The following is a 23,367-nucleotide window of genomic DNA, read 5'->3' as shown; positions in this document are numbered from 1 at the left end:
TTTCACCTCCATCATGCACGGCCATCTGTAGCACCAACATTGTTTAAATTAGCGTCATCCCTATTTGCAATAAGCTCGTACCTTATTCGTGATGGAATGAAATTTAATCCTCGTTAGCAGTTCATTTCATCAAGAACCATACTAAAAACAAACAGGAAGAAACAAACAGGAAGGTTGTGATGGCACAAAACGGATACGTGTTAGCGCTGGTGGGCTCGCTGTTTTCTTTGTATGCCAATGCAGATGTGGAATTGGCGTTTTTGCCAATGTCTGGTTGGGAGGAAAAGCGCTTTGAAGGGGAAACACAGTATCAGGTTATTCAAGATGATCAGTTCGACACGCCTGTCCTGTTCGCTCAAAGTGCCGCTTCTGCGTCGGGGTTGATTAGAGAAATGGACATTGATTTGGTCACAACGCCGTGGATATCGTGGCACTGGAAAGTGGTTCAGCCGCCCAATGTAACCAACGAAACGCAAAAGCCCCAAGATGATTTTGCCTTGCGGATTGGCGTCACCGTCACACCGGGTTTTACCATGATGAGCAGTAAAACCATCTACTACGTTTGGACGCCAAACCAAACTTATAACAACACGTGGGGAAATCCTTTTGCCCCGAACGCGTTTAAAATGCTGTCGGCAAATATCAATAAAGAAATGGGCGCGTGGCAGTTTGTGAGTAGAAATGTACGAGATGACTTTAAGCGTCTTTATGGCAAGGAATACGATACTTTAACGGCCGTGTCTATCATGTCTGACAGTGATAACTCAAAAAGTGAAGGTGCGGCATATTTGTCACCTATTCGTTTTTCGCCGTTGCCAAAATTGGACGTTGAGCATCCTTAACGGATAATCGCGCTGTTCAAAATTGCCTGCACCTTCTGCCAGACAATGGTCAACAGTGCCACAGTAATGAGGTGAATTTATGCTCAACAAGCTTCGTCTATCAATTCGATAGGCAGAAACAACTGTTACTTTTCTTCCTATTGTTTATAGTTCTGTCACTAAAAAATGAATGACTTGCGCTGAGAGCATCAGACAAGTGGGATAGCATTATGGTCAAACCAGAAAATAATTGTATTGTCATCTTTGGTGCGTCGGGTGATTTGACCCATCGCAAGTTGATTCCCGCCTTCTATCATCTTTTTGCGAATGGATTGCTACCAGAAAAATTCGCTATTCTTGGTGTCAGCCGTACTCAGTACTCTGATGCCGAGTTCCAAGAAAAACTCCAAGCCTCGCTAACTACCAATGAGAAAGTCGATCAGCAGATGCTGGCTGATTTCTTACAGCGCGTGCATTACCAGCCGATTGATACGTCAGATGTTGATGATTATGGCAAACTGAAAGCGCGTTTGGCAGACATCGAGCAAGTCTATGAAACCGATGGCAACACCACTTTCTATTTGGCAACGCCGCCAAGTCTGTACAGTGTGATCCCTGCAAGCCTCGCCGCGCATGGCCTCAACACCGAAGATAACGGCTGGAAACGCCTTATCGTTGAAAAGCCATTTGGCTATGACCTTGCCACCGCTGAAGAGCTTGATAACAACCTTCACAAAGCCTTCTTAGAACATCAAATCTACCGTATTGACCACTACCTCGGTAAAGAAACCGTCCAAAACCTGCTGGTTTTCCGTTTTGCTAACGGCATGTTTGAACCGCTTTGGAACCGCAACTTCATCGACTACGTTGAAATTACTGCGGCAGAATTCCTTGGCGTAGAAGAACGTGGCGGATACTACGACGGCGCGGGCGCAGTGCGTGACATGTTCCAAAACCACCTGCTACAAGTGCTAGCCATGGTAGGTATGGAGCCACCTGCGGTGATCAACGCCGATTCCATGCGTAACGAAGTGGTGAAAGTGCTTAACAGTTTGCAGCCATTGACCGAAGAAAAGTTGCAGAAGAATTTGGTACTGGGACAATACACCGAGTCAGATGTGCGCGGCACTCACCTCAAAGGCTATCGCCAAGAGCATGGTGTAGCGGATGATTCCCGCACAGAAACCTATGTCGGTTTAAAGATGTTTATCGACAACTGGCGCTGGAACGGCGTGCCGTTTTACGTGCGTACCGGTAAACGCTTGCCAACACGCGTGACCGAAGTGGTGATCCACTTCCAGAAAACGCCGCACCCTGTGTTCGGCGCGAATGCCCCTGAGAACAAGCTGATTATTCGTATTCAGCCAGACGAAGGCATTCAAATGAGCTTTGGCTTGAAAGAGCCTGGTGCAGGCTTTAATGCCAAAGAAGTGTCGATGGATTTCCACTACGACACGCTTGAAGAAACGCAAATGCTCACCGCTTACGAGCGCCTGCTGCTGGACTCAATGAAAGGCGATGCCACATTGTTTGCCCGCACCGATGCCGTGAAAGCGTGTTGGGAATTTGTACAACCCATTTTGGAATACAAGGAAAATCCAGAGCATCTCTACGGCTATGCCGCAGGCACATGGGGGCCGAAAGAAGCCGATGAACTGCTTCATGAAGAAGATCGCTCGTGGCGTTTTCCTTGTAAGAACCTAGCAAGCACGGATTATTGCGAACTATGAGTAACATGAATTACCGCGTATTCGACGACGCTCAGCAAGTGGTTGAAGCCCTTGCTCTGAGCTTGTTGGAATACAGCGAAATGGGTCGACCTGTCCACATTTCATTGTCTGGCGGCAGCACGCCCTCACAGCTTTTCAGCTACTTGGCAAATTCAGATTACGCGACCCGTATTCAGTGGCAAAACCTTCATTTCTGGTGGGGCGACGAACGATGCGTCGCACCGGAAGATGAGCAAAGCAACTACGGCCAAGCCAAAGCATTGTTGTTTGACCACATTCAAATCCCAGCCGAGAACATTCACCGCATTCGTGGAGAAGATTTTGCAGCAGCCGAAGTGATCCGGTTTACGGAAGAAATGCTAGACACCATTCCGAATACAGAAGGCAAAGTGGATCAAGAAGGCGTTCCTGCTTTCGATTGGATTTTGCTCGGCATGGGGACAGACGGACACACCGCTTCCCTGTTCCCGGGCCAAACAGATTACAAAACCAAAGAAATAGCGATTATTGCTTCACACCCTGAAAGCCATCAGCTTCGTGTGTCGAAAACCGCGCATTTATTGGAAAACGCAAAACGCATTACCTACTTGGTATTGGGCGCGAGCAAATCAGCGGTATTAAAAGAAATCGCTGACAACGCGCCAGCCGCAAAAGCTTATCCTGCAGCACAAGTTCGCTCAAAAGCCGGTATTACCGAGTGGTATTTAGATTCAGACGCAGCGAAAGAGCTGGCCTAAGGAGAAATAGATAAATGAAAGCTGATATTGCAGTCATCGGACTGGCCGTGATGGGTCAAAACCTGATCCTGAACATGAACGACCACGGATTCAAAGTCGTAGCCTTTAACCGCACTGTCGCCAAAGTGGACGAGTTCCTTGAAGGCCCAGCGAAAGGTACCAACATCATTGGTGCAACCTCGCTAGAAGACATGGTGAGCAAGCTAGAATCACCACGTAAAGTGATGCTAATGGTTCGTGCTGGCGACGTTGTCGATCAATTCATCAACGCCCTCGTTCCTTTGCTAGACGAAGGCGACATCATCATTGATGGTGGTAACACTAACTACCCAGACACCAGCCGCCGCGTGGCAGAGCTGAGCGAAAAAGGCATTCGCTTTGTGGGTACCGGCGTTTCTGGCGGTGAAGAAGGTGCACGCTTTGGGCCGTCAATCATGCCAGGTGGTAACCCTGAAGCATGGCCTTTCGTGAAGCCTATTTTCCAAGCCATTGCCGCGAAAACTGACGACGGTGAAGCGTGTTGTGATTGGGTTGGCCGTGACGGCGCAGGCCACTTCGTGAAAATGGTGCATAACGGTATCGAATACGGCGACATGCAGCTGATCAGCGAAGCCTACCACTTCATGAAAGAAGGGTTGGGTATGACGCATGATGAAATGCAAGCGACCTTTGCAGAGTGGAACAACACTGAGCTAAACAGCTACCTGATTGAAATCTCAGCTGACATTTTGGGTTACCGCGACGAAGACGGCGAGCCACTGGTTGAGAAAATCATGGATGCAGCGGGCCAAAAAGGCACGGGCAAATGGACAGGCATCAACGCGCTTGATTTAGGCATTCCATTGACCCTGATCACTGAGTCTGTATTTGCGCGCGTGCTGTCTTCAATGAAAGACCAACGTGTAGAAGCCGCTGCGCTGTTCGATAACCCAATCCAACCGGTAGAAGGCGACAAGTCAGAGTGGCTAGATGCCCTACGCCAAGCGTTGCTTGCTTCTAAAATCATTTCTTACGCGCAAGGCTTCATGCTGATCCGCGAAGCGTCAGAAGCGAACAACTGGGAACTGAACTACGGCAACGTAGCGCTAATGTGGCGTGGCGGTTGTATCATCCGTAGCGCATTCCTTGGCAACATTCGTGATGCGTTTGAAGCAAACTCAGAACTGCCGTTCCTAGGCACAGATGCGTACTTCAAAGACATCCTACAAGGCAGCCTGCCAGCATGGCGTAAAGTGGTAGCTAAGTCGTTCGAAAGCGGCCTACCAATGCCTTGCATGTCTTCTGCACTGACTTTCCTGAACGGTTACACAACGGCTCGCCTTCCAGCGAACATGATTCAAGCACAACGTGACTACTTCGGCGCGCACACTTATGAGCGCACTGACAAAGCGCGTGGCGAGTTCTTCCACACTAACTGGACGGGCACAGGCGGCGACATATCGTCTACCACCTATGACGTGTAAGCCATCAACGCATAAGCACAGAGCGTGTTAATCGCCCCCCAAACAACGGCGGATAAACACAAAAGGGTAGGATGAAAATCCTGCCCTTTTTTGTGCCTGACATTCACAGAAAAAGTTGAACAAAAATCACACAATCACTTGCAATCCATAAGCCATTGAAGCCATCGATTACCTGGGAGTTATGCACAGAAATTGGGGATAAGGTTGGGGGGGGGAGTGAGTATACGCTCGAATATTTACCATTTACGTGAAATGTTTAGTAGCAGACAACACACCTTTCTCATTCATTCGTCATGCTCTTCTTCCATTTTATGCAATTCATTTGTCATTCTCCATCAACAGAAAGATGAAAGAGTCTGATGTAAAAACATCAAATTCAAGGTCATCCCAATAATGAGAAATTTATATTCATCACATGAAGATAAGATCACCACAACATCCCACTCGTTAAAAAAATTACGACGAAGAAATGTCGCCGCTTTTGATGGTTGATTAAGACAGTCAAGTTGTGTGGGCAAGCATGACTTCAAAAAGGCGCGTTGAGTGGGGTTATACACTAACCAAAAATTATGGACGATGGGTGTCTCTCACAATGAAAAAATCTTTGATTTCAATAGCAGTTTTAGCCGGAGCACTCGCATCAGCGCAAGCAATCGCTAACTGTGCAGGTAACGTCTATTCGATGAATGCGGGGCGTAACCACGTTGGCCTTCTCTTGGATGTTCAAGAGTTAGACAAGATGACAGGTATCTACACAACGGATGCAAAAAATCGTTCCATTTATCATTCTCGCAGTCTATTTAGCGGGCCTGCGATGTCGTATAACCCCATCACAGACCGTCTCTATTACGCTAATGCACCGCAGCCGACGGCTTTTCATGTGGCTGTCCAAGAAAGCGATTTCACGGCGGAAGAGCTTGCTGGGCTTGATCTTCATGGCAGCACAAACAAGCAATACCAGCTTGCCTATATGGATCCCAATACCGGAGAGCATGTTGCTGGACCGACAGTAAAAAAACAAATCATGCGAATGGCGTTCAACCCAAATACGGGTGAGCTGTATGCGTCTGATGCCAGCACTATCTTTAAAATAGACCCAGAAACAGGTGAAACGACCAATATTGGTACTTTTGATAACAACCTGCGTTTCGGTGGTTTCACAAGCTGGGGCTCGTTTGTGTTTTATGAAGGCGAGCTCTTGTTTATTACCAATAGTCGCACGTTCAATATCGATACCGCCACTGGCGCTCAATCACTTAAAGCGTTCCACTTTATCGATTTCGTCACGGCTGCCACCTTGGATCAGAATGGCCAATTGTTGGTTGCAGCAAAAAACCAGAATGTATCTGGAAACGTGAACAGCAATATGCTGTTCCGCGTTAATCCGTCGACTGGCGAGAGAGTGCAAGTTGGCCTCTTCCCAAGCCGAATCAGTGCAATGGGCACGGTAACATCGGAAGACCATACGTGTTATCCCAAAACCGTTTTCCCAAGTGAGCTAAACCCTGACGTAACAGGAATTACTCTCGCCTCAGCGTCTGTGAGCGAAGGTTCGGTTGCCTACGCGACTGTTAATTTTGACCGTGAAACGGCAACGACATCTAGGCTTCGTTTGTCGCTTAAAGATGGTACAGCGGCGCTCAACAGCGATTATCTCAACACCGTCTCACTGCTCTACTCAGATGGAACGACGGGGACGGCCACTATTTCCTCGACGCTGACTGAAATCAACGTACCAACAGGCGTCACTTCAGTGCGCATAGGAATTCCTACCGTGAATGACAGTGCAGCCGAAAGCAGTGAGAATTTCACCATCAATGCTTGGGCGAAAGATGACAAGAGTGATCTCAGCAGCGCATCGATTGTTATCGCTGATGACGATGGCTCAGGTACAGGTTCTACAAACCTAGAAGGGAGCGGAACCAATACCGTCGATGACTCTGCCTATGTCACTACGACCAATCCTGATGGCAGCTACACGGTTGTTTGGAGAGGATGGGATACAGGATATGGTGGGAATAACAAAGTCTATCTGCAAAGCTTTAATGCCGACGGTACGCTCAAAGGTGACGAGCTAACGTTCGGCACCAGAGCTAGAATAGAGTCGCCAGAGGTCACTGCGCTAAATAATAGTGGTGATCTGTTGGTGACTTGGACGGGCTACAACAACAGCACCAGCCTTGCAGTACATTCATATGCTCAGGTCATTTATGCCGATCCTAGCCAACACAATGGTGCGGTGATGGGACCTGTGATGGATCTTGGTCCTTCAGAGCTTAGATCTGTGACTTCTGAGCGTTCAGGTAATACCAGCGTGATCGTTTGGCATAACGGTTTCTCGCTTTATATGCAGTTACTCGATAATGCCGGAAACAAAGTAGGTGGCGCACAGGTCGTTGGTCCCGTTTCCGCCAACTCAAATGGATACCCCATTGTGGCAGCGCCAGAAATCAGCGTCTTGGACAATGGCAATTACACCATCGCTTGGCGTCAAGGTTCGACAGGCACTGCCACTAACGTCGTGATGCTATCTTCGAGTGGCAGCAAAATTGGCAATACACAAACACTCACTATCGGCGGCACCGATGGCAACGCAGATAAAGAAACCAACATTGTCAGTATTGGCGGTGGCAAATATGCCGTTGTTGGCTCATCGGGTGGTGTTGTGAAATTAGCGTTGATGGATGCAACGACCAATGAACCAGTGGCGAATTCAATCCGAACCTTGAACTTATCTGGCACCACTAAAAACGATATGCCTTCGATCACACAGATAGGGACAGAAGGTCAATTTGTTGTTGTTTGGCGTGGCATAGAAAACAATGAATGGTACACCTACATGCAGCACTTTGGTGCTGATGGCATGTCGATTCAGGCTGTTGAAAAATTCAAGGCATCTGGCGGTCACGGCCCAGCTAAGGTTACTGGTGTTGGCACAGCAGGGGACTACTTGGTTGTATGGGCGTCAATCGGTGACAGCCAACGATATGAAGTCCACTTCCAAAAGTTCAATTCAGATGGTGCGAAAGTTGGTATTGAAATGACATTCACAGGTCAAAATACCAGCGTGAATAGCCTTAATTTCGATATCACTCCGGTTGGTGACAAAGGTGCTTTTACCATCACGTATGAAGGTGTGGATTCCGCTGAAAATGGCAGCGACAAATCTATCTATGTGATACAGGTTGATGAGTACGGAAGTGTGATCCAGCCTTAAGGCAATCTTCTAGCACAACCTGCCCCACAATAAAGGGCTGAAAAACAAAAGGGCAGAATGATGATTCTGCCCTTTTTGCATTCGGATTTTACGGCGTAGAAGTGAACGAAATTTGAGCAAAAGCTTGCAATCTACAAGTCATTGAAGCGATCGATTGCGCGACACTTACCCACAGAAATTGGGGATAAGATTAGGATGGACCGGTGTGGTGTCTTGTTTGTTTCGCTAAGTCTGATGCTGCGTACTTTTTCATTCCCAATATCTTTAACTAGATCAATATCTTGGCATTGATGTTTATATTGTTTGATAATGAGTCGAACACCTATTAATCATCAGAGAAAAGTATGGTTTCGCAAAAAATGGAGTTGTTAACGCTGTTATCAAAAGAGTGTGAAGCTTACGCTTCCATTCCCACCAGTGAGGATCGAAAAAAGCGTGAGAAAAAGTGCTTCATAAATGGCCTAATGACAGCATGCAGAGTCGTTGGCATCAGTTTCGAAGAACTAGCGACAATCGTCGAATCCATGCCTAAGCAAGCGGCGTTCAATGACCTTGATGAGCAACTGGCAATCCCAACATATGTGCGAAACAAGTTGGACATTAAACTTTAGGCGCTGGCAAATCCAAGATCGTGGCGTTGAGGTAAGGGTTCTATTTGTCATTTAAGTGTTGGATCACAAAAAAGCGCATCATCAAGATGCGCTTTTCACATTCAAATCACGTCAACACTACGGGCGTAATTTCAGAACATTATCAATATCTTCCGCTGAATGACGTTCTGGGACTTGTTCCCACGCTTCACCAAACGAACGATTGACCACACGGCCACGCTGTACACCTTCACGGGCATCTAACTGCTTTGCCCAACGAACCACATTGCTATACGTGTGTACTTGTAGGAACTCAGCGGCATCATATAACCGGCCTAGCACTAGACTGCCATACCAAGGCCAAATCGCCATGTCTGCAATCGTATATTCTTCACCAGAAATGTAGGTGTTGTTGGCAAGTTGCTTGTCGAGAACATCTAACTGGCGCTTTGCTTCCATCGCAAATCGATTGATGGGGTATTCTTGCTTTTCATCGGCGTACGCATAAAAGTGACCAAAACCACCCCCTAAGAATGGCGCTGACCCTTGTGCCCAGAACAACCAGTTAAAGGTTTGGGTTCTTGCTGCGCCACTTGCTGGTAAGAATTGACCAAATTTTTCTGCCAAATGCACCAGAATCGACGCGGACTCAAACACATTGACGGGTTCATCACCGGATTTATCAACCAACGCAGGGATTTTTGAGTTCGGGTTCACTCCGACAAATCCAGACGAGAACTGGTCTGAATCTCCAATGTTGATCAAGAATGCGTCATATTCGGCTTCTGTAATCCCAAGTGCTAATAGCTCTTCGAACATGATGGTGACCTTTTGGCCATTTGGGGTGCCAAGCGAGTAGAGCTGAAAGGCATGATTACCAACAGGTAATTCTCGCTCAAATCGTGCGCCTGATACAGGGCTGTTGATGTTTGCGAATTTGTTACCCGTGCTGGGTGCATTTTCCCAGACTTTTGGCGGCGTATATTGGTTGTCGCTCATGGTTTTTCCTTAAACATCAATGATAGGCTAGTTAACCGACGAGTCTCAAAGTGTGGTTTGGTTGCCGAGAAGTTCTCGTTGAACGAGCACTTTGAGGTGGTACGGGTCTAGTTCTCTAATCTCCAGACAAATCACACTCTAGCATTAGCTTTCCTTCAATAACAAAAATTAAGCGTGATAATACAACGTTAGGTCGCTAGGTATTGTAGCGAGAGAAATTCGCTACGGTTGGACGAGCGGGAAATGCCATCAACAAACCCGTTCACCTCAATGATTCTGTGTTTACTGTCGCGCATTACCCTTAGCGAATAACCACCGACGACCAAGGCTGGAAGAAGATGTTTGATCTTGGTCTTGCAAGTGAATTCAAAACATGTCGCGGTATGCTTGTGATATCAACCTAACACGGAGCGTTCAGTCATGTTTTTTCGCACTATAAGCTTGTTAGTGGGCGTGGGGCATTGCTCTCATTGTTCTCCCCGACGCGCCTGATTCTTTGCGCTGGATGGCATGGGTTTATCTTATGGTGATGTGTAGCATTGGTATGGTTGCCATGAATATGCCAAGGCTCCTTCGCTGGCTAGAAGAAAAACAAGCTGAATTGAAATCGAGGCTTAAACGCTAGATATTTCACACCATTAGCCATGTTTCCCATTGATGATGCATTCTATGAAGAGAAAGAAAGATATTCTATAAATGACTTTCTTTAGGTTTCAACTTGTTGAATATATGCCGAATTATTATTTTTTTGTAACAAAGATCGGCGTGTCGTCAACGCGAAATATGGAGCGATACATTGAGTTTTGCAAAAGTCTTAGCCTTTTTGGGACTGATTTTTTTGAATGGCTGTGTGGGTATCACGGATAACACAAATAAAAAGGTCGACGAGTTTTATGGACGCTTTCACGAAAATGACCCGAAGGAAAAATACCCGTACTTAAAGGATGAACAGCGCAATAAAGTGGGTATAAAAGAAGCATGGGGGGAGCCTTTGTTGATCGCCAAAAATGCGCATGGTGGAGAGCGATGGATCTATCCTGACGAAACATTTTATAAAGGCATTATTGTTTGGGCGGTTGTCATCCCCATCCCTCTCAAGTTCCCTCTGGGGGATTTAAATGTTCTGGTTGATTTCGAACAAGACAATGTAAAAACGATGAGCAGAGAACGAATAGCGGGTGACACTTATGCTTGCGGTCCCGGTGTTTGGATCGCGTCGGCCTTATCACCAAGCTACGAAAACAAGTTTTGTTGGTGGGGCGAGTAGCACTATTCATCAAGCCAATTAACACCCTGAAATCTCCGCCCGATAACACTCACTCGCCTCATCAAACACAAACGTTAGCGTATTGCGAATGCTTTCAAGTTCGTCATCTTGATAGTGTGAAACATAGAGCAATTGGCTGAGGTTTTCTTTGGCGATCAATTCCAAGGTGTTTTTCATCAGCCTGCGGCCGAGGTAATCCAAGCCTTGGTAGGGTTCGTCCAAGATCAGCAAGGTGGGTTGTTTTACAATGGCGCGGGCGATGAGTAGCAAGCGTTGTTGCCCGTATTCCAATTGGCGAAATGGAGTTTTGACGTACTGGCCCATATGGAGGATATCCAGCCATTCTTTGGCAAGCTCTCGCTCTTTGCGTGTGGGTTGGTTGTACAGGCCGATAGAATCATAGAAACCCGAAATAATCACCTCTAACGCGCTGCAATTAACCCGATATTGCAGGTGCAAGGCTGACGACACCATGCCGATGTGCTTTTTGATTTCCCAGATGGTTTCGCCAGAACCACGCTGCTTACCGAAAATGTGAATGTCATTGCTGTAGCACTGCGGGTGATCACCAAAGATCATGCCGAGCAGGGTACTTTTACCACAACCATTCGGGCCTTTCACTTGCCAATGTTGGCCTTTATCGATGCGCCAATTCACCTCGGTAAAAATGGTTTTTGCGGTGTATTCCACGTGCCCGTGTTTGAGTTCAAAGATGGGGTTCTCAAAGGGAGAATTGTGCTGATGACGGCGAATCAACGTCATCATGTCATCGCTTTGTTCTTTCGATTGGGCCTTGATTTGCGTGATCACCGGGTGAGTGTTCCACGCGTTCTTGTCCATTAGGCCTTCTAGCTTGCCGTGGTTGAACAGGGCAATGTGGTCGACCCATTCTGGCATGTCTTCTTCGCGTGAAAATGTCACCATCATTGGCACGGTTTGGGACAGGGTTGTGAGGTAGTGTGCTAATGCCGCGCGATGGGCCACATCTAGGCCGCTGAAAGGATTATCCAATATCAGAAAATCAGGTTGGGTTGCCAGTGCACGCGCCAGCATCACGCGTCGGGTTTCTCCGGTCGACAATACCCGAAAGCCGCTGTCTGCAAGATGGTTGAGATCCAAATCGTCGATCAGTTGCTGCGTCAGCACTTTATTATTCAGGCTGTTGGCGTAGATCAGATCGTACACTGTGGTGCCTGTGTCGATGCGGTCTAGGAAATCAGTATCGTCGTGGGCGATCTCGTCATCCAGCAAGCGCTGCTGCGCGACCAACGAAACTTGGGCGATGTTGCCTGCCCCTTTTTCTAGCGTGCCGGAAAAAGGCAATTCGTCACAAAGTAAGCTGCCGAGCAGTGAGCCAATGTCGCCCTCTGTGCTGAAAACGGCCCAGGATTGCAGAGCGTCAATCACCCAACTGCCGATGTTCAATGTCGATGTTAGACTCTGTGCGTGAACCTGTTTAAACCTGATTTCCATGGCGATAGAGCATCCTTGTTGTTCCAGCGTTGATAGCGGTAATTGCCTATTTGCTGCCTGATGGACTTTGGTGTTGAGCAATGACGGCGACTGCATATCAAAGGTGTGTATTGCGCTTCCTCGGGCAATCATAGCGATTTTTAGTCGTGCTGCAAAATGGCCTGTTTGTGGTGGGTTTGTTGCGTTAATAAAGTGAGAGAGGTTTAGAAAGGGGTGGGCGAGAAAAATAAAAGGAAAAAATAAAAGGACAGGCAAGATAGAGTTCGCATATAAAAACCCTTGCCTGTCCTAAATGCAAAGTGCATTAAAAGTTTTGCTTGTTGCAAAGGACTTCCCTGTGGATTTACCAAAATGTCATCAAGGTACAACATGATGTCAGTAAATTCTTTTTGGTAATGAATGGAATGTGCCAATTCATTACTTGTTTCGTCGCGTCGCGCTTTTTTGCTAATTAATCATTGATGTTCAATCACGGATGTTGATTTGGTATCAACGTCAGCGATTATTTTTGCATGGAGCAAGTAGACGAAAATTTGATGTTACTTTTCATGGTTAATTCCTTTAAGCATGAAGGGCGATGTCATCGCCAGTAAAGGCACGAGCTGTGCGCGCTTTACGTAAAGGGTTGCCAGCGAAAAAATAATACAGATAACTGCAACAACAAACCCGATTAACTGTTACTACAAAATACAGAATACCGGTACAACATATACAGTTAGCTGTTACGACAATTTCTCCGCCAGCGTTTTTCTTTGTGGTTCATGTTTTGTTGCTATGGGTTAATCTTTATTCAATTCGCGAACTTTTAAAAGCGATATTTATCTCAACCTAGTGATAGTGTTTATATAGTGAAACATGACTGTCGGAATATTTAATACTTTTTCTGATAGTAGGGCGTTTCTCCCTTAATAATTAAAAGGGAAGATGTTAACTATCTTAATGATTTTTAATGATTAACGGCTTGCTGCGGGCAAGCAAGCCGATTTTAGGTCATATCAACACATATTTGGCTGGAAAGCTGACGTTTGACAATAAACAGCAACAGCTCACGAACGGGAAGGGGGGTGGAATAGAAGTAGCCTTGCGCACAGTCAAAACCGTGTTTAAGCAAATAGGCCACTTGATCGGGCGTTTCAACGCCTTCCGCAACGACGGCCATGTTGAGCCTATCAGCAAGGTACTGCACGACATTGAAAATCGCTTTGGCGTCTTCATCAATCGGCAATGCTTTAGTGAAGTGCTTGTCGATTTTGATTTGGTCAAACCCATAGGTTAGCAAGTATTCGAGCGAGGCGAACCCAGTACCAAAGTCGTCTAGTGTCACCGTGACACCGGCGTTCTTAAGCCATTGGCGGGTTTGGCTGCTTGAAGCAGTATCGAACATTTGGGTCGACTCAGTAATTTCAATATCCAGATACCGAAGTGGGACGCCGTATTTTTCTGACGTGGCGAGAAGGTCAACAATGAAGCCCTCTGAAATCAGCTGTTTTGGGGAAACATTGACGCTGAACCGAAAGCCTTCTGGCAGCTTATCGAGAACTTTGCTCATATCAGAAAACGCGCGATGCATCACTTCTCTTCCTAGCGCCACAATTAAACCGTTGCGTTCCGCCTCTTCGATGATCTCAACGTGGGAGTGTGTTGTGTCAATGCTATGGTTCAATCGAAGCAGCGCCTCACAGCCGGTGACACTGCCTGTTTTCATGTTGACCTTGGGTTGGTAGAGCAGGGTGAATGCTTTGTTTTCTATGGTTTTCTGCAGTGCCCTTCGCACTTCTTCTCGTTGTGTTCTGGCAAGGTCGGATTGCTTATCATAAAAGCGAATACACTTTCGACCTGCATCTTTGGCCACATAAAGCGCAACGTCAGTGGCATGAGAAAGCTTTTGTGGGGTTTGGCCATCAGTCGGAAAGAATGCGACCCCTAATGAGCAAGAAATACTGTGCGTGCCGCCAGGTAACTCCTCGCTGAGTACAATGTTAAGCAGCGGTGATAAGAGCTTTAACACCACGTCTTGGTGCTTTTTGTTGGGTAAAATAAAGACAAACTCGTCTCCGCCAGAGCGGCTAATGGGAGTGCCTTCTGGCAAATGCTCTGTGAGCGCATTGGCAAGAGTGACAAGGAGGGCATCGCCAGTCTGATGGCCGTAGGCATCGTTATAACTGCCAAAATCATCGATATCGAGCGTCACGATAGCAAACGGCGATTCTTGTTCGCATCGCATGTTAAGTTCCGCAATAAGTGCGCGTCGGTTTGATACGTTAGTCAGAGGGTCAATTTCCGACAACGATTTCAATTCGGATTTCGCGGTTTCCAGATCCATCATGTAGCTCGTTGCTTGCATGACGGAGTTGTTATAAGCGTCCACCAAGCGACCGAATTCATCTGTATCATGGCCTTTTACTTTCTCGATAGTCGTGTTCTTTTTGCGACCAACACGAGCACTTTTATCAATGGATTCAATGATATTAGAAAGCGGCCTACCAATGTGTTTGTGAAAAAATATGGTCAATATAATGGCAACTAATAACACCTCGCCCAAGGTTGAGAGTCCGATCGTCCACATCAATTGAAGAAATTCGGCCTGAGAGGTTTCAAAGTTAATATTGGCCACCAAGTAGCCCACTTGCTCTTTGATATATTCGTTGTTGCGGTGAACATGAAACATTAAGGGATATATCAACGCTGTATTAGGCTGTGCGGGTAACAAAACATTGGTCCATGTTGCCTCACGTTCTGCAGAATGGGTGGGCTGCGCAATTGAAGCGATGGTATCTTCGTAGTTATCTAACAGGGTGATCTCTTGAAAAAGCGGGTCATTTTCAAAGCCTTTCAATAGGGAATAGGCTTGTGCAGAATCAAGGTTAAACGCGGCATAAGCGGCACTTTCTAGTACATTTTCTAGCCGTAAACGCGCGGTTTCTTCTTTCTGGTCATTAAGCTGATTAAGTTGGACTGACGCGATGATCACGCTTAACAGAGTTCCCCCAATCATGCTGACCAACATCACGGATGCAACAAACCGTCTAATCAGGGGTGTGCGAGCATTCGATCTTTTTTGCATTAGTGCACCGCCGTTATTGTTTTTGTTGGCAATAGTGTTTTACAAGAACGTTCGTAGAGTTTTTCTCGGTCGTCACCCATGCAGATTCGGTAAAGCTCACCGCTGTCTTTCAAGGTGTTGTAAGCTTTTTTCAAGCCATCGAGCATGGCGGGATCGGAATGTAGGCTTAAAGCCAGATTGAGCAGCAACGGTTTATCCGGCTGACCGAGGTAAAAATACGGTTTGAGATTGTGATTGGCATTTTCGCTGTAAGCATAAATCGACCAAAGTCCTGTTACGTAGTCACACTTTTTGGCGTTAAGCAGGGTGAGGTTTTGTGCAGGCCTGGCGATGCCGCCATTGTTGGTGTGATAGAAAGCAAGCACGCTTCTGACAGACAGCAAATTCTTATTTGGCTCATAACCCAAGCTTTTTAGGTACTGATAGGAGTGGGTTTCAAGCTCAGAGCAGACGCGAAATTTTTTGGCTTCTTCTAGGGTTGGAACATCGAGTTCAGCGCGGCTTTTCAATCCAATTAACGAAGAGCGCTCCAGCCCATATAAGGGGCCAATCCAGTTGAAAAGTTCTGCGCGCTTTTGGGAGTATGCGAGAGAGAAAATGGCAACATTGGGTTCTCTTTGTGCTTTTTTGTAGGCGCGTGCCCATGGCATGACTTCTATCTCAATATCGTCATGCCCTGCCTCATTCAATATGGCGTTAACCATATCGACAGCCTTTCCTTTGAATTCACCGTTCACATTAATCATTTGAAAAGGCGGAAGTATCTCAGATACAACGCGAAGGGGTTGAGTCTCTGCTTTTACTAACATTGAAAAGAAAATAGTGGTCATTGAGAGAAAAATTTTCATATAAGTTGCTTGTCAGTCCCTGTTAGTGAATGAGCAATATCTCTGATTGGCTTGCGCGTTATTTTGCTCTTCAAATTTTCATGCAAACCAATAGTAAGGTTCATGAAGGGACAGGGTTGTCTTATATGTGGTACTTCAGGGCACTTAATTTACGTCGCGATAGAAGTCGGTAGGCCGCGGCCCTTAAAGTTGAAACTTCTTTCAGTGCTGATGTGACATAGTGAGTTTGGGGGCAAGATTTAGTTGAAGCAGATGACTAAAGAGTGTGAGACATCGGGGTTATGAAAACCTCATAACCCCGACTGTTTTTAGGCTATTTTGAAAAGTTTTCTCTGAAATAATCAATGATGTCGTCGGACTCATACATCCATTCAACTGAACCGTCATCATGGGCAATGCGCAGGCAAGGCACCATGCTACGACCACCTTCTGACACGAGCGCATCGTATGCGTCGCGGTTTGCACTTACGTCAACCAATTCAACATCAAGGTTCATCAGCTTCAGTGCCGCGCGCACTTTTAGGCAGTAAGGGCAGTGGGTACGATGATAGAGGCTATGAGCACTTAGATTTGGCATTCTTTATCCTTATTGTTTTTTTTGTGTAAATTGGCTACCTATCAATGGAGCCGTTGAGCATTGTGCTGATTAAAAGACCTGTTATCGAGCATTTTATATTCACGCCTTTGCCATCGCTATTCCTGTTTCATGGTGAGCGTCAGTGAATAGCGATAATGCAGCGCATTGAGCAAGTATTCTGGGTGCACGCTTGGGCTCCAAGAATCGTCCCCGCCGACGCCCATGTGATGGCCATCTATGCGCAAATACAAATGATCGTCTTTCACCAACTCTTCTTGGTGGTTAGCCGCCGTGAGATTTTCTTGGCTGTAACGGCTGATCGAAAAATGGAACAAGCCGAGAATCCGCAGATTGTCGATATCCATTTGGCGTACATCGCAGCGTAGCCCGTTTTCCGTTGGGAAAATATACGGTGTATGCATGTCATCAATGTGGGCGAGGTATCGGCTAACCATGGCGGCGGATTGACGGTCGGGGTAATTCTCAAAGGGGCCTCGACCGAACCATGCCACGGAATCGGTAAGCGGTAACGCCAGCTCTAAACCAACGCGAGGCAGCGCGGGCATACCCGGTGCGACGTTCACATCAACGGTCAGTAATATTTCCCCTGACACATTCACTTCATAGCGCCACAGGGTGGTGATCACCATAGTGTCGCCAGAGAAATAGCCATGATGAGAGCGGATCTGAATCTGATCGCTTAATACATCAACGGTGTTAAACAGGTTTTCATGACGTAGCGAAAATAGCCCGGCATCTTGCCACTTATTGCGCCAAGCATTGGGGTCAGGGTTATCGGCTTCGCTCGCACCGATATCATTGTCGATAGGAGGACGAATGAAATTGTCTTTCGGTGCATCCAGAAGTTGCTCTTCACCATCAATCAGCCACTGCACTAAATGACCGCTTTGTTTGTCAAACCCGAGTTCAAAATGTTCACCGCGAATGGTCCAGTGGTCTTCTTCTTCGTGAACGTCCGGTAACCTGTCTGGGCTGATATCGGGCAGTGGAAGGCTTGAGTTAACAGGTAGCGCCAGTTGACCCCAGCCTATCATTAAGCCTTTTTCTGCCCACAGCTCGCTGTTGGCAAGTAGCACGTCGAGGTTGAGAAAATACTCCTTGCCTGGTTTGGCATCAGGCACCTGATCTAGCAGGGTGTGCTGGCTATGTTCGCCGATGTGGAGATGAAGGGCTTCTTCTCCGAAAGCGATTTGCTTGCCATTTTCTTGCAATGACCAGCGAAGCGTCAGGGTTTCCGGAGGATGAAACAGGTATTCATGATGCACAGCAATGCTCAGGGGCGATGCGCTGATGAGTGTGTAGCGAAAACGCTGCTGATGGTATTTGGCTTCAAAGGCTGCAGGATGCGGTGTTCTGTCTGGGAACATTAAGCCATTGATACAAAACTGCCTGTCGTTTGGTGTGTCGCCAAAATCGCCGCCGTAAAGCCAATTCGGCTGTCCTTGATCATTCTTACAAAATTTGCCTTGATCATCTTTCCGTGAAAGCCCTTGATCGACCCAATCCCAGATGAAGCCGCCTTGTAAGCGGGGATAGCGCCGGAAGGCGTCCCAATATTTACCGAAACTGCCTAAGCTGTTGCCCATGGCATGGGCGTATTCGCACAAGATCAGCGGGCGCTCTTCGTTTGGCAATCCGATCCATTTCGGTAAAGCCCATTTGGGAAGGGTGATTTGGTCTTGATCTTGTTCGACGCGCGCATACATAGGGCAAAGAATATCGGTGGCCTGTGTATTCGCGCCGCCACCTTCATATTGCACGGGACGGCTAGGATCGCGGTGCTTCACCCATTGGTACATGGCATGGTGATTGGTGCCAATGCCGGATTCATTGCCCAATGACCAGATGATGATGCAGGGGTGATTTTTGTCGCGCTCGACCATGCGAGTCATGCGCTCCATGTAAGCACTAAGCCATTCGGTATTGTCGGACAACTGGCACATGGGCACTAAACCGTGTGTTTCGATGTTGGCTTCGTCGACCACGTACAAACCATATTTATCACACAGTTGATAAAAAGCGGGGTGATTGGGGTAGTGCGAAGTACGAACGGCGTTGAAGTTGAATTGCTTGATGAGTTTGATGTCGTTTTCGATGTCTTCAACGCGTTGTACGTAGCCATGCTCAGGATGAAACTCATGACGGTTTACCCCACGAATCAGCGCAGGTTGACCATTGATGATGAGCTGCCCATTGAGGATTTCAACCTGACGAAAACCAAGGTTACACGCTTCAATGTCAACGGCTTTGTCGTCTTCGTCCAGCAAGGTGACAACCAGCCTATACAGGTGGGGGTCTTCATCGCTCCATAACCGAGGGCAAGAAATGGTGATTTGATGTTCAACACGATTCGACCAACTGCCTCGTTCATCCATGGGCCGCTCCCCGCAGCGCGCTGTCACAGGGCCTGAAATATCCACGCCTTCATCAAACAGTTGAATGGCGACACGATCGTGTACGCCGCGCAAGGTGGTGGTGACGGATAATGTGCCGATTTGATGGGTGGGGTCGAGACGGGTCTTTACATCAAAATCGAGGATCTGGTCAAAAGGTTTTATTCGCAGAGTCACGTCGCGGAAAATACCACTCAGCCACCACATGTCTTGGTCTTCAAGATAACTGCCATCACTCCAACGCAGCACCACAGCGGTAAGCTGGTTTTCCCCAGAGTTTGCGTGTGGGCCTAAATCGAATTCAGCAGGCAAACGGCTGTCTTGGCTGTAACCCACAAAATGGCCGTTGCACCATAAATAAAAAGCCGCGCTGACACCTTCAAAACACACGATAACCTGAGATTTCAGCCATGATTCCGACAACGTAAAGTGGGTGCGATAGACCCCAGTCGGATTGTGCTCGGGTACCTTGGGCGGATGAGGGGGGAAGGGATATTGCACGTTGGTATAAATCGGAATGTCTTCCGTGCCTTGAAGTTGCCAATTCGATGGCACGGGCATGTCTCGCCATTCTGTGTCGTCAAATTCGCGGCTAACGGACAGTGACGGCACCGATTCAGGCATATCAAACAGCGCGAATTTCCATGTTCCGTTAAGTGATATTCGGTTACGAGAAACGGGGATGGGATTGTCTTGGTCGTCTAGGGCGGCCTCTACGCTGGGATAGGAAGCCATGGGGCAATGGGCCGGCAACCGATTCAGGTGAGTGATTGACGGGTTTTCCCAGTGACGATGACGTATCAACTCTGTATATCGGCTCATACTGCATTTCTCTTTGTTGATGACCAGTCAGGCGAAGGTTCGGAGATATTCACACGAGGGTGAAGGACAATAGCATGGCACTTTCCGGGTCCATTACTGGCAAGCTTAGTCCAATTTGGATCAGCTGATCACCGTGAATCGTCAATGGCTTATCCATCCAGACGGGCTTGTGCTTCATGGTGAGGGAAAACGCCGCTGGAGAATCAAGCACCTCGACGCGGTAGCGCTTATTGGCGCACAACACTGGAAGCCGCAATTGTCCGCCAAGGGCATATTGTGGCATGGCAAGTTGGGCGACAGCGACCAGGGTGACGGAGTCATCGAATACCCCATAAATGTGGGTGTTCGGGTCGTGTGATGGCAGGTTGAAGCATTTGCCGTGATGCAAGAGCGGGCGGTATTGTTTGTGCAACCCAATATAACGGGCAAAGGCGCGTAGTTCGTTGTCTTCCAGCCCCACGGGGTCAAGCTCTGCGCCCATGTGACCGAACAAAGCGGTAATGCCGCGAAGTGACATATCGTGGCAACGGCGGGTGGTGTGACTTTGGCGCGGGCCAATGTGGCTGCCCATCACTTCTGGCGGGAAGAACAACTGCATGCCATGTTGGATCCACTGTCGTTCTAAAGCGTCGTTGCAGTCGGATGTCCAAAAACGATGAGTGCGTTTGAGCACTTCGTAGTCAATGCGTCCACCGCCAGAGGCGCAAGATTCAATTTCGACGTAGGGATGGCGTGCTCGCAATGCATCGATCAGTGTATAAAGCGCCAGCGTCTGCCTGTGATAAGCGGGATGCAGCTGATGGCCAGCTTGAACAAGCTCGCGGTTCATGTCCCACTTGAGGTAGGCAATGTTGTACTCGGTGAGTAAGGCATCCAACGCATTTAGCAAGTAACTAAAGGCATCAGGATTTTGTAGATCGAGCACAAATTGATAGCGACCTGAAGGCTGCTGATAGCCGAGCGAGTCTAACCCCAGCATCCAATCGGGATGCGCGCGGAACAGCTCAGAATCCTTACTGACCATTTCGGGTTCTACCCACAACCCAAACGTCATGCCGAGCTGGTTAATATGCTCGACTAAGGGTTTGAGGCCGTTAGGGTATTTACGCTTGTCCACCTGCCAATCGCCAAGGGCGCGCTTGTCATCATCACGATGGGTAAACCAGCCATCATCAAGGATAAAGCGTTCTACGCCTAATCGTGCCACCGCATCAGCCATGGCCATGATGCGCTGTGGCTGGTGGTCAAAATACATGCCTTCCCATGTGTTGAAATGCACTGGGCGAGTGCTAGATGGCGAGAATTGCAGCAGCGAGGAGCGCACGTATTGGTGAAAACGCTGCATCATGCCGTTGAGGCCGCTTGCGGAGAAAACGGCATACAAGGTGGGTGTATCAAAGGCTTCACCCGGTGGCAAAATCACTTCCCCCGCCGCTAACAAGGCTTCGGCTTGGAAGTAGCGTCGTCCATCGCTTTTTACTTGTGCCTGAAGGCGATGGTTTCCGCTCCAGCCCAAGTGCATTCCTATGACGTCGCCGCTTAGGTCATTGCTGTTTGGGTGCAGGGCAATCAGCCCGGGGAAGGACTCGTGTGACGTGCGACCACGGCGGTTCTCTTGAATAAAGCCACTGTGTTCGAGTCGCGTTCTCTGCATTTGAAATTCATGTGACCAGCGCCCATGAAAGGTGATGAGCTCGGAAAAGGTCTCAGCCAATGGCAAGGTCAAGGCAAAACGGTTAACGGTGTAATCGGTGCTGCCCGTGTTGATTAATCGCTGTTTAAGTGTCAATACATCGCTCGCTTCATCCAAGGCGAGCTCAATCACGATGTCGAGCGCAGCACGAGGATCGGAAAGGGTGAAACGTGCGGAAGACAAGCTTTGGGTGATGGAAATTAACGTAAATACGGGCGCCCAATCTTGACCGTTTCTGTGGCCTTCAATCCCCGGGCTGCCGAAATCACCGCGTCCTTGCTCGGGACAAAGCGCAAGCGGGATATGGCAGTCTAAACGGGCTTGTCCAACGGGGGCGTCAAACAAGGCGGCGGAAAGCGGTTGTTCACGGCTAAATTTTTTGCCCCAGTAGACAATAGCGGGGGCGGGATCCAGCTGCACAATCAGACTGTTTTTAACAGACTGTAAATGCAAGAAACGCTCCGTTGGCGCTTTATTTGATGATGAAGTCGGGGTTGTCACCATGTTTGTCATTCCTTGAACTTGCGCAGTTTTCGTTGTTTGCGCCATCGCATCTCATTACTTATGTTTGACAGAATCACGCTTTATCAATACAGGTTGGTAACTACCGTTGCGTGTTGGCGCTTCACTGTTGAGTAGCCGTGCAATGGCAATTTCAGCCGCTTCTGTGGCCATTTCAGCAATGGGATAGCGTACGGTGGAAAGTTTAGGGTGCAAATATCGAGCAACAAGGCTGTCATCAAATCCAATCACAGAGACGTCTTCTGGTATCTGGAAGCCTCTGTCTATTAATGCCGTGATCACACCTACGGCCATGCCATCGTTATAGCAAAACACGGCGCTGATATGTTCATTGTGCGAGAGCAAGGCTTTTATGGCTGTTTCGCCACCTTGTTCGTTAGGCGGGGCGAAAGCCATCCAACCTTGTGTGGTGTCACTGCCACTGTGCTTACCCAAATCGTGCGCGATTAATGCGTCGCGATAACCTCGCTCTCGTTGCTGTGTATCTTCAATGCAATGATCAGAACCGATGTAAGCAATGCGAGAATGCCCAAGCTGGATTAAGTGTTCAGTCGCTAAAAACGCACCTCGATAGTTATCAAGATACACGCACTGATCCTCTAACCCTTCAATCAGTCGATTAATAAATACCATGGCGGGCAGTTCGGCTGCGTATGCGCGCAGGGTGTCGTCGTCCAGTGCTTTGCTGTGCACGATCAGGGCACCCACTTGGTTTTGGATCAGCGATTCAATGGCCTGCTTTTCTCGCTCTGCATCGTGATAGCCGTTGCCAATCAGCAATTGATGGCCCCGTTGATGCGCAATGGTATCGACTTGCTTTACCAGTGTGCCGAAAAAGGGGTCGGACACATCCGCCACCACCACACCAATGGTGAGGCTTTTTTTACTCACTAGTGTGCGCGCCGCAGCATTAGGACGATAACCCAATGTCGCCATGGCCTGCTTCACTAACGAAACGGTATCGGGTCGCGTTTGGGGGGAACTATTGAGCACCCGTGATACCGTAGCAACCGAAACACCTGCATGTTTGGCGACATCTTTAATGGTTGCCATAGGCTGTTCCCTTTGTTGGTCTTTCTTGAAAATGTATGCCAGTTAACGCCATGACATGGATTAAGGGCTTCATCGCT

General features: G+C 47.9%; 15 protein-coding genes. 7 read left to right on the top strand and 8 right to left on the bottom strand.

Features of this window, described 5'->3' with window-relative positions:
- Positions 1-179 precede the first annotated feature (179 nt).
- From AB8599_RS18330 to AB8599_RS18305, 6 genes are all read left to right on the top strand, one after another.
- Positions 180-842 (top strand): DUF3047 domain-containing protein, encoded by a 663-nt coding sequence (locus tag AB8599_RS18330; protein ID WP_407334335.1) that lies wholly within the window; start codon positions 180-182, stop codon positions 840-842.
- A gap of 209 nt (positions 843-1,051) precedes the next feature.
- On the top strand, positions 1,052-2,551 hold the full coding sequence (gene zwf / locus AB8599_RS18325) for a glucose-6-phosphate dehydrogenase (RefSeq protein WP_407334334.1): 1,500 nt from the start codon (positions 1,052-1,054) through the stop codon (positions 2,549-2,551).
- Positions 2,548-3,288 (top strand): 6-phosphogluconolactonase, encoded by a 741-nt coding sequence (gene pgl, locus AB8599_RS18320; RefSeq protein WP_407334333.1) that lies wholly within the window; start codon positions 2,548-2,550, stop codon positions 3,286-3,288. The genes zwf and pgl overlap by 4 nt, the downstream gene beginning before the upstream one ends.
- A gap of 14 nt (positions 3,289-3,302) precedes the next feature.
- The gene (gnd, locus tag AB8599_RS18315) at positions 3,303-4,751 is read left to right on the top strand and encodes a decarboxylating NADP(+)-dependent phosphogluconate dehydrogenase (RefSeq protein WP_407334332.1); all 1,449 of its coding nucleotides are present in this window, start codon (positions 3,303-3,305) and stop codon (positions 4,749-4,751) included.
- 592 nt (positions 4,752-5,343) lie between these two features.
- Positions 5,344-7,968, top strand: a complete 2,625-nt coding sequence (locus AB8599_RS18310) for a hypothetical protein (protein ID WP_407334331.1) — start codon at positions 5,344-5,346, stop codon at positions 7,966-7,968.
- A gap of 344 nt (positions 7,969-8,312) precedes the next feature.
- Complete coding sequence (locus AB8599_RS18305) at positions 8,313-8,579, top strand: hypothetical protein (protein WP_017003914.1); 267 nt, start codon at positions 8,313-8,315, stop codon at positions 8,577-8,579.
- 117 nt (positions 8,580-8,696) lie between these two features.
- On the opposite strand, the gene yghU is transcribed toward AB8599_RS18305, so the two are convergent.
- Positions 8,697-9,557, bottom strand: coding sequence for a glutathione-dependent disulfide-bond oxidoreductase (gene yghU / locus AB8599_RS18300; RefSeq protein WP_407334330.1), 861 nt, complete (start codon positions 9,555-9,557; stop codon positions 8,697-8,699).
- A gap of 796 nt (positions 9,558-10,353) precedes the next feature.
- Here yghU and AB8599_RS18295 point away from each other — a divergent pair.
- Positions 10,354-10,824 (top strand): hypothetical protein, encoded by a 471-nt coding sequence (locus AB8599_RS18295; protein WP_407334329.1) that lies wholly within the window; start codon positions 10,354-10,356, stop codon positions 10,822-10,824.
- An 18-nt stretch (positions 10,825-10,842) separates the two neighbouring features.
- Here AB8599_RS18295 and modF read toward each other — a convergent pair whose 3' ends face one another.
- The 7 genes from modF to AB8599_RS18260 form a co-directional block, all read right to left on the bottom strand.
- Positions 10,843-12,297 (bottom strand): molybdate ABC transporter ATP-binding protein ModF, encoded by a 1,455-nt coding sequence (gene modF, locus AB8599_RS18290; protein WP_407334430.1) that lies wholly within the window; start codon positions 12,295-12,297, stop codon positions 10,843-10,845.
- A gap of 985 nt (positions 12,298-13,282) precedes the next feature.
- Complete coding sequence (locus AB8599_RS18285) at positions 13,283-15,361, bottom strand: EAL domain-containing protein (RefSeq protein ID WP_407334328.1); 2,079 nt, start codon at positions 15,359-15,361, stop codon at positions 13,283-13,285.
- Positions 15,361-16,209, bottom strand: a complete 849-nt coding sequence (locus AB8599_RS18280) for a substrate-binding periplasmic protein (protein WP_407334327.1) — start codon at positions 16,207-16,209, stop codon at positions 15,361-15,363. The genes AB8599_RS18285 and AB8599_RS18280 overlap by 1 nt, the downstream gene beginning before the upstream one ends.
- Before the next feature lie 313 nt (positions 16,210-16,522).
- Positions 16,523-16,786 carry a glutaredoxin family protein gene (locus AB8599_RS18275; RefSeq protein WP_407334326.1) on the bottom strand — a complete coding sequence of 88 codons (264 nt, stop codon included), beginning with the start codon at positions 16,784-16,786 and terminating at the stop codon, positions 16,523-16,525.
- A 116-nt stretch (positions 16,787-16,902) separates the two neighbouring features.
- Complete coding sequence (locus AB8599_RS18270; protein WP_407334325.1) at positions 16,903-20,022, bottom strand: beta-galactosidase; 3,120 nt, start codon at positions 20,020-20,022, stop codon at positions 16,903-16,905.
- Positions 20,023-20,071: 49 nt separating this feature from the next.
- On the bottom strand, positions 20,072-22,219 hold the full coding sequence (locus tag AB8599_RS18265) for an alpha-galactosidase (RefSeq protein WP_407334429.1): 2,148 nt from the start codon (positions 22,217-22,219) through the stop codon (positions 20,072-20,074).
- A 54-nt stretch (positions 22,220-22,273) separates the two neighbouring features.
- Positions 22,274-23,290: a substrate-binding domain-containing protein gene (locus tag AB8599_RS18260; protein ID WP_407334324.1), complete on the bottom strand. Its 1,017-nt coding sequence runs from the start codon at positions 23,288-23,290 to the stop codon at positions 22,274-22,276.
- Between the last annotated feature and the right edge of the window lie 77 nt (positions 23,291-23,367).

Origin of the sequence: Enterovibrio litoreus (genome assembly GCF_045679545.1) — a bacterium.
Lineage (GTDB): Bacteria > Pseudomonadota > Gammaproteobacteria > Enterobacterales > Vibrionaceae > Enterovibrio.
Note: the sequence above shows the minus strand (reverse complement) of the source record. Positions and strands in the feature narration are given on the sequence as shown.